General features: G+C 60.4%; 10 protein-coding genes, 1 tRNA gene and 1 pseudogene. 5 read left to right on the top strand and 7 right to left on the bottom strand.

The genetic code is table 11. The features are described from left to right. Positions 1–99: 99 nt before the first annotated feature. Together gltX and uvrB are read right to left on the bottom strand one after the other, a co-directional pair. A complete protein-coding gene (gene gltX / locus BW979_RS12460) occupies positions 100–1,581 on the bottom strand; it encodes a glutamate--tRNA ligase (protein WP_076383912.1) in 1,482 nt (493 codons plus the stop codon). 231 nt (positions 1,582–1,812) lie between these two features. Then, the gene (gene uvrB, locus BW979_RS12455) at positions 1,813–3,828 is read right to left on the bottom strand and encodes an excinuclease ABC subunit UvrB (protein ID WP_076383911.1); all 2,016 of its coding nucleotides are present in this window, start codon (positions 3,826–3,828) and stop codon (positions 1,813–1,815) included. Positions 3,829–4,160: 332 nt separating this feature from the next. Between uvrB and BW979_RS12450 the strand changes: the two genes are divergently transcribed. Continuing rightward, positions 4,161–5,357: an amino acid aminotransferase gene (locus BW979_RS12450; RefSeq protein ID WP_047229256.1), complete on the top strand. Its 1,197-nt coding sequence runs from the start codon at positions 4,161–4,163 to the stop codon at positions 5,355–5,357. 108 nt (positions 5,358–5,465) lie between these two features. Here the strand turns inward: BW979_RS12450 and BW979_RS12445 are convergent, their stop codons facing one another. Beyond that, positions 5,466–5,693, bottom strand: coding sequence for a hypothetical protein (locus BW979_RS12445; RefSeq protein ID WP_047229257.1), 228 nt, complete (start codon positions 5,691–5,693; stop codon positions 5,466–5,468). A 234-nt stretch (positions 5,694–5,927) separates the two neighbouring features. Here BW979_RS12445 and BW979_RS12440 point away from each other — a divergent pair. The 3 genes from BW979_RS12440 to BW979_RS12425 all read left to right on the top strand — a co-directional run bounded on the left by BW979_RS12440 (position 5,928) and on the right by BW979_RS12425 (position 6,714). Next, a tRNA-Asn gene (locus tag BW979_RS12440) sits at positions 5,928–6,003 on the top strand. A gap of 245 nt (positions 6,004–6,248) precedes the next feature. Continuing rightward, on the top strand, positions 6,249–6,443 hold the full coding sequence (locus BW979_RS12430; RefSeq protein ID WP_047229259.1) for a hypothetical protein: 195 nt from the start codon (positions 6,249–6,251) through the stop codon (positions 6,441–6,443). 88 nt (positions 6,444–6,531) lie between these two features. Beyond that, positions 6,532–6,714 carry a hypothetical protein gene (locus BW979_RS12425; protein WP_047229260.1) on the top strand — a complete coding sequence of 61 codons (183 nt, stop codon included), beginning with the start codon at positions 6,532–6,534 and terminating at the stop codon, positions 6,712–6,714. On the opposite strand, the gene BW979_RS12420 is transcribed toward BW979_RS12425, so the two are convergent. Next, complete coding sequence (locus BW979_RS12420; protein WP_047229261.1) at positions 6,711–7,772, bottom strand: AI-2E family transporter; 1,062 nt, start codon at positions 7,770–7,772, stop codon at positions 6,711–6,713. The genes BW979_RS12425 and BW979_RS12420 overlap by 4 nt on opposite strands. Before the next feature lie 146 nt (positions 7,773–7,918). Between BW979_RS12420 and trhP the strand changes: the two genes are divergently transcribed. After that, positions 7,919–9,244, top strand: a complete 1,326-nt coding sequence (gene trhP, locus BW979_RS12415) for a prephenate-dependent tRNA uridine(34) hydroxylase TrhP (RefSeq protein WP_076386590.1) — start codon at positions 7,919–7,921, stop codon at positions 9,242–9,244. 269 nt (positions 9,245–9,513) lie between these two features. Here trhP and BW979_RS28120 read toward each other — a convergent pair whose 3' ends face one another. The 3 genes and pseudogenes from BW979_RS28120 to BW979_RS12405 form a co-directional block, all read right to left on the bottom strand. Continuing rightward, on the bottom strand, positions 9,514–10,269 hold the full coding sequence (locus BW979_RS28120; RefSeq protein ID WP_371264138.1) for a methyl-accepting chemotaxis protein: 756 nt from the start codon (positions 10,267–10,269) through the stop codon (positions 9,514–9,516). Positions 10,270–10,371: 102 nt separating this feature from the next. Beyond that, a pseudogene (locus BW979_RS28115) lies at positions 10,372–11,193 on the bottom strand (cache domain-containing protein); the annotation flags it as partial. Between the two features lie 219 nt (positions 11,194–11,412). Next, entirely contained in the window at positions 11,413–12,729 is a 1,317-nt protein-coding gene (locus tag BW979_RS12405) for a Na+/H+ antiporter family protein (RefSeq protein WP_160891366.1), read from the bottom strand. Between the last annotated feature and the right edge of the window lie 115 nt (positions 12,730–12,844).

Below are 12,844 nucleotides of genomic sequence, written 5' to 3'. Positions count from 1 at the left end.
CAAATTTATTTTCAACAAATTTGAAAGTTTTTTGCCGGGATAACAATCACTTACCGACAAACCCCGGAAAACCGGGGTATGTCCTGCCTCATCGAGCACTCAGGCAATCGCGCCCAGCAGTTTTTCCCACTCCTTGTTCTCCTTCTTCGACACACCACCGAGCAGATCGATGGCCTGGCGCAGACGGAAACGGGTCAGGTCCGGGCCAAGGATCTCCATGGCATCGAGCACCGACACCGAGCTGGCCTGGCCAGTAATGGCGGCGAACATCAGCGGCATGGCATCACGCAGTTTCAGCTCCAGCGATTCGACCACGGCCTGGATGGTCGCGGTGATGCTGTCCTTTTCCCACTGACGCAGACTTTCGAGCTTCCACAGGATCAGTTGCATCAATTGGCGCACCTGATCACCGGAAAGCTTCTTGGACTCGAACAGCTTCGCATCCGGGGTCACGCCGCCGGCAAAGAAGAAGCCGGCCAGGGGTGCGATCTGGCTGAACGTCTCCACCCTGCCCTGCACATGGGGAGCGATTTTCATCATGTACTCAGGGTTGAATGCCCACTTCTGTACACGCGCAGCAAACTCCTCCACCGGCAGGTCACGCAACCACTGACCGTTGAGCCAGGAGAGTTTCTCGACATCGAAGATCGGACCACCCAGCGACACCCGCGACAGGTCGAAGTGCTCGACCATTTCCTGCAGCGAGAACTTCTCGCGCTCGTCCGGCATCGACCAGCCCATGCGCCCCAGGTAGTTGAGCATCGCCTCAGGCATGAAGCCCATGCGTTCGTAGAAGGTCACCGACGTCGGGTTCTTGCGCTTGGACAACTTGCTTTTGTCCGGGTTACGCAGCAGCGGCATGTAGCACAGCTGCGGTTGTTCCCAGCCGAAGTATTCGTAGAGCAGGATCAGTTTCGGCGCCGACGGCAGCCACTCTTCACCGCGCAAGACGTGGGTGATGCCCATCAGGTGATCGTCGACCACGTTCGCCAGGAAATACGTCGGCAGGCCGTCGGTCTTCATCAGCACTTGCATGTCCATGCGATCCCACGGGATCTCGACATCGCCGCGCAGCATGTCCGGCACCACGCAGACGCCTTCGCTCGGCACCTTCATGCGGATCACATGGGGCTCGCCGGCGGCCAGTCGGCGGGCGACTTCTTCCTTGGACAGCAGCAGTGCCCGGCCGTCGTAGCGCGGGGTTTCGCCGCGAGCGATCTGCTCGGCGCGCATCTGGTCCAGCTCTTCGGCGGTACAGAAGCACGGGAAGGCGTGCCCCATGTCTACCAGTTGCTGACAGTACTGCTGATAGATGTCACCGCGCTCGCTCTGGCGGTAAGGACCGTGCGGGCCGCCAACGTCCGGACCTTCGCTCCAGTCGATGCCCAGCCAGCGCAGGGCGTCGAAGATCTGCTGTTCGGACTCGCGGGTCGAACGCAGCTGGTCGGTGTCCTCGATCCGCAGGATGAACTCACCGCCGTGCTGCTTGGCAAAGCAATAGTTGAACAAAGCGATGTAAGCGGTGCCGACATGGGGATCGCCAGTGGGCGAAGGCGCGATGCGGGTGCGGACGGTGGTCATGGCATGTCTCGGAAAGAATATAAAAACGAAGATGAAACAGGGGGCGAATGGTAACAGGCGATGGTGGGCGGGCTCCAGTGAGAGGGGGATTTGAGTGGCACCTGTCAGACCGAGGCACCTTCAATCGCGAGCAGGCTCGCTCCCACAGAGAACCGAGTTGTCCGGACTGGACGCGGTCCATTGTGGGAGCGAGCCTGCTCGCGATAAGGCCATTACCGTGGCCACACAACCTCAGACAGTCAGCAACCGCTCGCGCAGCTTGCCAATCTCGTCACGCAACTGCGCAGCGGCTTCGAACTCCAGGTCCCGGGCCAGCTGGTACATTTTTTCTTCCAACTGACGGATACGTTTGCTGATTTCGCTCGGCGAGCGCAGTTCGGCTTCGTAACGGGCGCTCTCTTCGGCGGCCTTGGCCATGCCCTTGCGCTTCTTGCTGCGCGAGCCGGGCACAGTGGCGCCTTCCATGATGTCGGCGACGTCCTTGAACACCCCTTTCGGGGTGATGCCGTTGGCCAGGTTGAAGGCAATCTGTTTATCGCGACGACGCTCGGTCTCGCCGATAGCCCGTTCCATGGAACCGGTGATGCGATCGGCATAAAGAATCGCCCGGCCGTTGAGGTTACGCGCCGCCCGACCGATGGTCTGGATCAACGAACGCTCGGAGCGCAGGAAACCTTCCTTGTCGGCGTCCAGAATCGCCACCAGTGACACCTCCGGCATGTCCAGGCCTTCGCGCAGCAGGTTGATCCCCACCAACACGTCGAACGTACCCAGGCGCAGGTCGCGGATGATCTCGACCCGCTCCACCGTGTCGATGTCCGAGTGCAGGTAGCGCACCCGCACACCGTGGTCGGCCAGATAATCAGTCAGGTCTTCGGCCATGCGCTTGGTCAGCGTGGTGACCAGCACCCGCTCCTCCACCGCCACACGCTTGGAGATTTCCGAGAGCAGATCATCGACCTGAGTCAGCGCCGGGCGCACTTCAACCTGCGGATCGACCAGCCCGGTGGGTCGCACCACCTGCTCGACCACCCGGCCGGCATGCTCGGCCTCGTAGTTGCCGGGGGTGGCGGAGACGAAAATCGTCTGCGGACTCACACTTTCCCATTCGTCAAAACGCATCGGCCGGTTATCCAGGGCCGAAGGCAGACGGAAGCCGTATTCCACCAGGGTTTCCTTGCGAGACCGGTCGCCTTTGTACATGGCGCCGACCTGGGGCACGCTGACGTGGGATTCGTCGATCACCAGCAAGGCATCGGCCGGCAGATAGTCATACAACGTAGGCGGTGGCGCGCCCGCCGGGCGACCCGACAGGTAGCGCGAGTAGTTTTCGATGCCGTTGCAGTAACCCAGCTCCAGGATCATCTCCAGGTCGAATCGGGTCCGCTGCTCCAGCCGCTGGGCTTCCACCAGTTTGTTGTTCGACCGCAAGTATTCCAGGCGCTCCTGCAATTCAACCTTGATCCCCTCGATAGCGCCCAGCAGGGTTTCCCGGGGCGTAACGTAGTGGCTCTTGGGGTAGAAGGTGAAGCGCGGCAGCTTGCGGATCACCTCGCCGGTCAGCGGATCGAACGCCGAAAGACTCTCCACTTCGTCATCGAACAGCTCGATGCGGATCGCCTCCAGGTCCGATTCCGCCGGGTAGATGTCGATCACGTCGCCACGGACCCGGAACGTTGCCCGGGCGAAATCCATGTCGTTGCGGGTGTATTGCAGGTCCGCCAGGCGGCGCAGCAAGGCTCGCTGGTCGAGCTTGTCGCCGCGATCAACGTGCAAGACCATCTTCAGGTACGTTTCCGGGCTACCCAGACCATAGATGCACGACACCGTGGTGACGATGATCGCGTCCTTGCGTTCGAGCAATGCCTTGGTGGCCGAGAGCCGCATCTGTTCGATGTGATCGTTGATCGAAGCATCCTTCTCGATGAAGGTGTCCGACGACGGTACGTAGGCCTCGGGTTGGTAGTAGTCGTAATAGGAGACGAAGTACTCCACCGCGTTATTGGGGAAAAACGCCTTGAACTCGCCATACAGCTGCGCCGCCAGGGTCTTGTTCGGTGCCAGCACCAGGGTCGGGCGCTGCACCTGGGCAATCACGTTGGCGATGCTGAAAGTCTTGCCCGAGCCTGTCACACCGAGCAGCGTCTGGTGCGCCAGTCCGGCCTCGATGCCTTCGACCATCAGGCGAATGGCTTCCGGCTGGTCGCCGGCGGGCTGGAATCGGGTGACTAGCTGGAATTCAGACATAACATAACCTCTGGGTTCACCCCTGTCGGCCAGCCAACAGGAACGAGAAAGACCGAAACGACTGATGTCGCCCGAGGAAAAAACTGGGATGCATACAATGTGGAGGTGAATGCCTTCGCTTTCAAGACGAACGTCCTACACGCCTTGAAGTCTTTGACGCCGCCAGGGGACTAACGGTCGAAAAAAAACGAAAATACTTGCCTTAAAAACCGAATCGCCTGTCGCCGCGCCCGGTGATGGCCTCTATACTAGCTCCCCGTTTGTGCACCGCTCTAGTGCATTCGGCTGGAGCGCTACACGTCCCCTCACACTCCATTCAGAGCCGCGCAATAATGAGCCTGTTTTCCGCTGTCGAATTGGCACCACGCGACCCCATCCTGGGCCTCAACGAAGCATTCAACGCCGACACCCGTACCAATAAGGTCAACTTGGGCGTGGGTGTTTACTGCAACGAGGAGGGGCGCATTCCACTTCTGCGCGCCGTTGTCGAAGCCGAGACGATCCGCGTGGCCCAACACGTTTCCCGTGGTTACCTGCCGATCGACGGCATTGCCGCCTACGACCAGGCGGTCCAGACCCTGCTGTTCGGCAAGGACTCGCCGTTGATCGCCTCCGGCCGCGTCATCACCACCCAGGCCGTGGGCGGCACTGGCGCACTGAAGATCGGCGCCGACTTCCTCAAGCAACTGCTGCCTGACGCCGTCGTGGCCATCAGCGATCCAAGCTGGGAAAACCACCGCGCGCTGTTCGAAACCGCCGGTTTCCCGGTGCAGAACTACCGCTACTACGACGCCGCCACCCATGACGTGAACCGCAGCGGCCTGCTGGAAGACCTCAACGCCCTGCCCGACCGCTCGATCGTCGTGCTGCACGCCTGCTGCCATAACCCCACCGGCGTGGACCTGAGCCCGCAAGACTGGAAAAACGTACTGGACGTGGTCAAGGCCAAGAACCACGTTCCATTTTTGGACATGGCTTATCAGGGCTTTGGCGACGGTATCGACGAAGACGCCGCCGCCGTGCGCCTGTTCGCCGAGTCGGGCCTGACTTTCTTTGCGTCCAGCTCGTTCTCCAAATCGTTCTCGCTGTACGGCGAGCGCGTTGGCGCCCTGTCGATCGTCAGCGAATCGAAAGAGGAAAGTGCCCGGGTACTGTCCCAGGTCAAGCGTGTGATCCGCACCAACTACTCCAACCCGCCGACCCACGGCGCCAGTATTGTCGCAGCAGTGCTCAACAGCCCGGAACTGCGGGCCCAATGGGAAGCGGAACTGGCCGAAATGCGTCTGCGGATTCGCGGCATGCGCAACCAGATGGTGGACATGCTGGCTAAAGCCGCTCCGCACCGGGATTTCAGCTTCGTCGCACGCCAGCGCGGGATGTTTTCCTACTCCGGCCTGACCGTTGAACAGGTGACGCGCCTGCGCAACGAGTTCGGCATCTATGCCCTGGACACCGGCCGCATCTGCGTGGCCGCGCTGAACCAGAACAACATCGATGCAGTGACCAAGGCCATTGTTCAGGTGATCTGAAGGCCGCCGGAATGAAAAAAGGGAAGCCAAGGCTTCCCTTTTTTTGCGTTCACACTGACCCCGTGGCGAGGGAGCAAGCTCCCTCGCCACAAAAGCAACTCGTCGAAATTACAGCTCCGTCGCCCGCTGACTCGCGGCATCGTCGTAGATCACATACAACGACTCGGCAATCTGACTCTTGATGGCCTTGGTGCTTTCCAGCCCCAGGACAAAACCCTCGGCCTTGCCACCGGCACGGTTCAGTTCGTCAGCGGTGCTGGCCTGGGTGATGGCATCGTAGAGTTTCTCCGCGTGCGGTCCCACGCCCTTGGGCAAGCTGATCTGGGCGGTACTCATAGGCGCACCTCAGTGTGGTTGCCTGTGTGAAGCGGTAACAGATGATTCATGGCGCAAACCTTTGTTTGGCGAATGGCCGGTAGCGCGTTCAGCCACTTCCGGGGGACCATGGTAGCCCTCTCCTGCCGTTGCGGTAACCGCCAATCGCCGATTAATCGCCAACGGACCTGAGGAATGTGCCGGCCGGCAAGAGAAGCTTGACTTCTCTTTTCCAATCAGTAACATACGCGTCATTCCGCGATAGCTCAGTTGGTAGAGCAAGTGACTGTTAATCACTGGGTCCCTGGTTCGAGTCCAGGTCGTGGAGCCAGACAGCAGCAAATCAAGCCCCTGAATCGAAAGATTCAGGGGCTTTTTTGTGGGCGAAAGAAAGGGCTGATTGATTGAAAAGGCTTGCCGATGTCGCTGGCGGAACAATCAGTCAGGCCCGAACAGGCATCATGGTCTGAATCCTGCTTGAATTTGCCAGGCCCGACCGTCACGTGCACGTCATGAGGACGTCGCAAACTGGCGTTGTCCGCCAACAAACATCTCCATAACAACAAGGACGAAGACATGCCCACGCAACACCCGCACCGCAACAATGATCTGTGTACCTCCAGCAAGGTGTACACCGCGCTGACTGAACTCAAGCACCTGGAAGGCCACCGCAGCGCCAAATTCCTTTCGCTGCTGACGCAACACCTGGTGCGCAAGGGCTTGCTCAACGAGCAGGAAGTGGTGCACATGCTCGATCTGGTCGTCGATTGAGCAGCATCGATTCCTACTATTGAAGCGGTTGATTTTTCCTCCCCCCTGCTGAGTCGTAAGGTAACTCCATCGATTGATGGAGGTTCCCATGCCCAAGGTTCAAATCATGTCTGTCATTGGCAGCGCCGTGCCCGCCCCGCTCAGGGAGCGTGGTCTGTTGGCCTGCTGGTATCTGGTGCAGGACGGCGTCACCATCAGCGGTCCGCTGACTTCTCTGCCCGCCGCCCAAGCCCTGTCACAACGCATCGGCCCTTATCTGCTGACCGCCTAGGGCAACCGCACCCGCGGCTTGCTTTCGACGAACAGCGCCCAACACGACATGAACAGCGCGGCGATCAGCGGGCCGATCACAAATCCGTTCAGCCCGAACACCGCCAGCCCGCCCAAGGTCGAGACCAGCACCATGTAGTCGGGCATCTTCGTATCCTTGCCCACCAGGATGGGGCGCAGGAAATTGTCCACCAGGCCAATGACGAATATCCCGAACAGGGTCAATACCACGCCCTGCCAGATGGCCCCGGAGAGCAGGAAATACACTGCCACCGGCGCCCAGACCAGGCCCGCGCCCACCGCCGGCAACAGCGACAGAAAGGCCATCAGCACCGCCCAGAGCAACACCGTGGGAATCCCCAGGATCCAGAAAATCAGCCCACCCAACGCCCCTTGGGTGATGGCCACCAGCAGGTTTCCCTTCACGGTCGCTCGCACCACACGGTTGAACTTCAACTGCAGGCGACGTTTCTGGTACTCCGCCAGGGGAACGGCGGTACGGACCTTGCGCACCAGCTCAGGGCCGTCACGCAGGAAAAAGAACAACAGATAAATCATGACGAAGAAGCTCACCAGGAACTGAAACGTGCCCTGGCCGAAGCTGAACGCCTGGGTGGCGAAGAATTGGCTGCCTTGCATCGCGCCTTTGACGATTCGCTCTCGCAGCCCGTTCAGGTTACCCAGGCCAAAACGGTCGAGCAGGTTCTGGAAGTAAGGCGGCAAGGCATCCCGGAAGCGGGCCAGGTAATCGGCAATGTCCAACTCTCCGCTTTCCAGGCTCTTGTACAACGCCGCCCCTTCCTGGACCAGCAACGTACTGATGACGATCACCGGCAAGATCGCGATCACCACGCAAATACTCAATGTAAGCAGCGAAGTGAGGTTGCGCTGCCAGCCGAGTTTCAGTTGCAGACGGCGCTGCATCGGGGCAAAGACGATCCCTAGGATTACTGCCCAGAACACGGCGCCATAAAACGGCAGGAGGATCCAGATGAAAGCGATGGTGACCAGAATCAACATCAGCATCTGGGACTTGTCTTGCAGGGTCTTTCGGTTCATTTCTTTTCCATATCCTTGGCGCGATAAACGTTAGTCAGCCAGGATTCGCCGGAGTGCCTTTCCCTTTGCATCCGGTGTTGATCCAGATCAACTGCACGGTACCCGTCGTGGCGTACTCTCGGCGCTTTTTGCGATCCGACGCCACCATGCCCTTCGTTGCCCCCGAACTGCTCGCCCCCGCCGGCACCCTGAAAAACATGCGTTATGCCTTCGCCTACGGCGCCGACGCGGTGTACGCCGGCCAACCGCGCTACAGCCTGCGTGTGCGTAACAACGAGTTCGACCACGCCAACCTGGCCTTGGGCATTGGCGAGGCCCAGGCCATGGGCAAGCGCTTCTATGTGGTGGTGAACATAGCGCCCCACAACGCCAAGCTGCGGACCTTCCTCAAAGACCTGGAGCCTGTGATTGCCATGGCACCGGACGCGCTGATCATGTCCGACCCCGGCTTGATCATGCTGGTGCGCCGGCATTTCCCGCAGATGCCGATTCATCTGTCGGTGCAGGCCAACACCGTGAACTGGGCCAGCGTCGAGTTCTGGCAACAGCAGGGCTTGAGCCGCATCATCCTGTCCCGGGAGCTGTCCTTGGAGGAGATCGCCGAAATCCGTGAGCAGGTGCCGGCCATGGAACTGGAAGTGTTCGTTCACGGGGCGCTGTGCATGGCCTATTCCGGACGTTGCCTGCTGTCGGGCTATTTGAACCGGCGCGACGCCAACCAGGGCAGTTGCACCAACGCCTGTCGCTGGAAATATTCGGCGCAACCGGCGCAGGAAAACGCGGTGGGCGATATCGTGCAGACCTGGCCAGCCGAACCGACCCTGGGCCTCGGCGCGCCCACCGACCAGGTGTTTCTGCTTCAGGAAGCGAACCGCCCGGAGGAATCGATGCCGGCCTTCGAGGATGAGCACGGCACCTACATCATGAACGCCAAGGATCTGCGGGCCGTGCAACACGTGGAGCGGCTTGCCCGCATGGGCGTGCATTCCTTGAAGATCGAAGGGCGGACCAAGTCGCACTTTTATTGCGCACGCACCACCCAGGTCTATCGCCGGGCGATCGACGACGCCGTGGCCGGCCGGGAGTTTGACCGCAGCCTGATGACCGACCTCGAATCCCTGGCCCAGCGCGGCTACACCGAGGGTTTTCTACGCCGGCATGTTCATGATGAGTACCAGAACTATCAGAACGGCAGCTCAGTGTCGGAGCGCCAGCAGTTCGTCGGTGAATTGACCGGCCAGCGGCGCGAGCGTCTGGCCGAAGTCCGGGTCAAGAACCGCTTTGGCCTGGGCGATCACATGGAATTGATGACCCCCAAGGGCAACTTTCACTTCGACCTGCATCAACTGCAGAACGTCAACGGCCAGGGCATCGACGTGGCACCGGGAGACGGGCATGTGGTGTACGTGCCGATTCCGGATGCGGTGGATTTGCGGTTTGGGTTGTTGATGCGGGATGTGCGAGAAGCGTAGCACCTGCACGGCCTCCCCAATAATGCAGACACCGCCAAACAATTGTGGGAGCGAGCCTGCTCGCGATAGCGCCTTCACAGTCAACATCGTTATTGACTGATCTACCGCCATCGCGAGCAGGCTCGCTCCCACAAGGTCGTGTTTGCCTGCGTCCGGCAAGAACTGCCGAAGGCTGCGATCCTCCTTTCCCGATAGGGCCCGGTTGCCCAGGCGAAACATCCGGATCGAGCACGAAAGATCGCAGCCTTCGGCAGCTCCTGCTGCACGACTCAGATGCGGAACTGCCCCACCAGTTTGCCCAGGCGTTGGCCCAGATCGGCCAAGCTGCGGGAGGTCTGGGCACCGAGTTGGGTTTCATCGGCGACGCTGTCCACCGCCACGGCGATCTGGTGCACGCTGCGGTTGATTTCCTCGGCCACGGCGGTCTGTTCTTCAGCAGCGCTGGCGATCTGGGCGTTCATCGAATTGATGGTGCCGATCAACTGCGCCATGGTGTCCAGGGACGCCCCGGCCTCGTTGGCCTGCACCGACGTGCCATCGCCCGCTTCGCTGGAGCGGCGCATCGCTTCTACCGCTGCGTGGGTGCCCGACTGCAAGCGATCAATCATGCCCTGGATTTCCTGGGTACTTTGCTGGGTCCGACTGGCCAGGGCCCGCACTTCATCAGCCACCACGGCAAAACCGCGGCCCGCTTCCCCGGCGCGAGCGGCCTCGATGGCGGCGTTCAGCGCCAACAGGTTGGTCTGCTCGGCGATCGAGCGAATCACCCCCAACACGCTGACAATCGAAGCCACGTCCTGTTGCAAACTGTCCAGGGACAAGCCGCTGCTGCGAATATCGTTCACCAGTGCATGAATCTGCTGGATGCTGCCGGCCACCACTCGCTTGGCGGACTGGCCTTCTTCGTCGGTCTGCTGGGCCGCGACGGCGGCACCCTGGGCACTACGAGCCACTTCCTGGGCGGCCGAAGACATCTCGTTGATCGCCGTGGCGACCTGGTCGGTTTCGTGACGCTGACGCTCCATGGCCTGCTCGGAGCGCTGTGCCTGCTCGGAAACCTGCGCCACCAGCCCAGTCAGCTGCGAGGTCATTTCGGTGATCTGCCGTACCAGACCGTGGATCTTGTCGACAAAACGGTTGAACGAGCCGGCCAGTTGGCCGAGTTCGTCCTGGCTGGTGATCGCCAGGCGGCGAGTCAGGTCGCCCTCGCCCGCCGCGATGTCATCGAGGTTGTCTTTCATCAGGTGCAGCGGCCGCAGGATGGCATTGGCCAGCAACATGCCCACCACCGCAATCACCAGCAATACCACGACAGCAATACCCACGATGCTCAGCAGAACGCCTTGCAGACGTTCTTGAACCTTGGCCTCAACCAGTGCTACCTGAGCTTCAATGCCGTCCAGGTTGACCGAGCTGCCGACCGCCATGTCCCACTTGGGCAAGTAGTCGGTGTAGCCGAGCTTTGGCACCAGTTCCTTGCTGTTTGGCAGTGGCGAGCTGTATTCCAGATAGTGGGTTCCGTCCTTGGCGACTTTCACCAGGTCACGGTTGACATAGACACCGTTGGGATCGCGGTTGTCCTTGAAGTTTTTGCCCACACCGTCGGGGCTGTTGGCCTTGAAGAGACGAACAGTTTCGGAGTCGTAACCGAAGAAATAGCCGTCCTTGCCGTAGGTGACGTTCGACAGCAGCTTGATAGCCTCGGCCCGCGCGGCGTTATCCCCCGGCGCCGACGCGTCGTACAACGGCTTGATGGCAGTAAGCCCCACCGCGACGTAATTCTGCAGGGTGGCCTTAGCGTCGCTGAGCAAGCGCTCGCGGGTTTGCTGAACCTCTTTGCCGGCCTGCTCCTTCAGGATGAAGGCCGTGGTCAGGCTGATAATAGCGGCGGATAGCAATACAGGCAGTATTGCCAAGGACAGAACTTTAGCCTTCAGGCTCAGGCGCATACTGTTCACTCTTATCGGTTTTATGGCGTGGTTAACTGTGTTAACGGCACGGCGCGGGAAAACTGTAGGACAAGGTGAAGGGCTTGCGCCGAGTGGTCAGCTAAAGAGGTGCTGGATTTTGGGGGCCTTATCGCGAGCAGGCTCGCTCTCACATTGGATATTCTGTGAACACCCCTGTGGGAGCGAGCCTGCTCGCGATGAAGGCGACTGGGTCCCGAATTACAACACCATCGCCGCCACCCAGCCAAACACCAGCAGCGGCAAGTTGTAATGGATGAAGGTCGGGACCACGGTGTCCCAGATGTGGTGGTGCTGGCCATCGATGTTCAGCCCGGAGGTCGGGCCCAGGGTCGAGTCCGAAGCGGGCGAGCCGGCATCGCCCAGGGCTCCGGCGGTGCCGACGATGCAAACGATCGCCAGCGGGCTGAAACCCAATTGCAGGCACAGCGGCACGAAGATCGTCGCCAGGATCGGCACCGTGGAGAACGATGAACCGATGCCCATGGTCACCAGCAAGCCCACCAGCAACATCAACAGGGCGCCGATGCCCTTGTTGTGGCCGATCCAGGCCGCCGAGGTTTCCACCAGGCTCTGGACTTCACCTGTTGCCTTCATCACTTCGGCAAAGCCTGAGGCGGCGATCATGATGAAACCGATCATCGCCATCATCTTCATGCCTTCGGTGAACAGGTCGTCGGTTTCACGCCAGCGCACCACCCCCGATACCGAGAAAATCAGGAACCCGACCAGGGCACCGATGATCATCGAATCCAGCAGGAGCTGAATGGCAAACGCCGCCGCGATCGCCAGTCCCGCCACCAACAGGCTCAACGGGTTGTAGCGCACGGTCACCTGTTCGGCCCTGGCGATTGTTTTCAGGTCGTAGATGCGTTTTTTGCGATACGTGAAAAACGCCATGACCAAACCAAACACCATGCCCAGCGCCGGAATGCCCATGGCATGGGTGATGTTGATGTCACTGACGTCCACGCCGCTGCGGGCGACGTTGGCCAGCAGGATCTCGTTGAGGAAGATGTTGCCAAAGCCCACCGGCAAGAACATGTAGGGCGTGATCAAGCCAAAAGTCATGACGCAGGCAATCAACCGGCGGTCCAGCTGCAGCTTGGTCAGTACATAAAGAAGCGGCGGTACCAACAGCGGGATAAAGGCGATGTGGATCGGCAGAATATTCTGGGAGGCGACCGCTACCGTTCCCAGCAAGCCGATCAGGACCCATTTGACCCCCGAGCCACCGGCGACGTCCTGGCGATCCACCATGGCCAGGGCTTTGTCGGCCAGGGCGTGAGCCATGCCGGACTTGGCAATCGCTACGGCGAAAGCACCCAGCAAAGCGTAGGACAACGCCACGGTTGCCCCGCCCCCGAGGCCGGCATTGAACGCCTTGAGCGTGGCGTCGATGCCCAGGCCGCCAGTCAGACCGCCCACCAGAGCGCCGATAATCAGCGCGATCACCACATGCACGCGGGACAGACTGAGCACCAGCATCACGCCAACCGCGGCAATTACTGCATTTATCATCATTACCTCAAAGCACAGCGATGGAGAGCCACCGGACAAAAAGGTCGCGACTTTGCAGGAAGCGGCGAGAAGCTGCAAGGGTCATGCGGCGGGTTTTATATCCGCATGAGAG

The sequence above is a fragment of the Pseudomonas sp. A214 genome (genome assembly GCF_900156295.1).
GTDB classification, from domain to species: Bacteria; Pseudomonadota; Gammaproteobacteria; order Pseudomonadales; family Pseudomonadaceae; genus Aquipseudomonas; species Aquipseudomonas rhizophila.
Note: the sequence above shows the minus strand (reverse complement) of the source record. Positions and strands in the feature narration are given on the sequence as shown.

Coding starts and splice junctions, on each gene's coding strand:
- BW979_RS28120 (WP_371264138.1), bottom strand. CDS start 10,269: ATGGAGCGTCAGCGTCACGAAACCGACCAGGTCGCCACGGCGATCAAC.
- uvrB (WP_076383911.1), bottom strand. CDS start 3,828: ATGTCTGAATTCCAGCTAGTCACCCGATTCCAGCCCGCCGGCGACCAG.
- BW979_RS12425 (WP_047229260.1), top strand. CDS start 6,532: ATGCCCAAGGTTCAAATCATGTCTGTCATTGGCAGCGCCGTGCCCGCC.
- BW979_RS12445 (WP_047229257.1), bottom strand. CDS start 5,693: ATGAGTACCGCCCAGATCAGCTTGCCCAAGGGCGTGGGACCGCACGCG.
- BW979_RS12430 (WP_047229259.1), top strand. CDS start 6,249: ATGCCCACGCAACACCCGCACCGCAACAATGATCTGTGTACCTCCAGC.
- BW979_RS12420 (WP_047229261.1), bottom strand. CDS start 7,772: ATGAACCGAAAGACCCTGCAAGACAAGTCCCAGATGCTGATGTTGATT.
- gltX (WP_076383912.1), bottom strand. CDS start 1,581: ATGACCACCGTCCGCACCCGCATCGCGCCTTCGCCCACTGGCGATCCC.
- trhP (WP_076386590.1), top strand. CDS start 7,919: ATGCCCTTCGTTGCCCCCGAACTGCTCGCCCCCGCCGGCACCCTGAAA.
- BW979_RS12450 (WP_047229256.1), top strand. CDS start 4,161: ATGAGCCTGTTTTCCGCTGTCGAATTGGCACCACGCGACCCCATCCTG.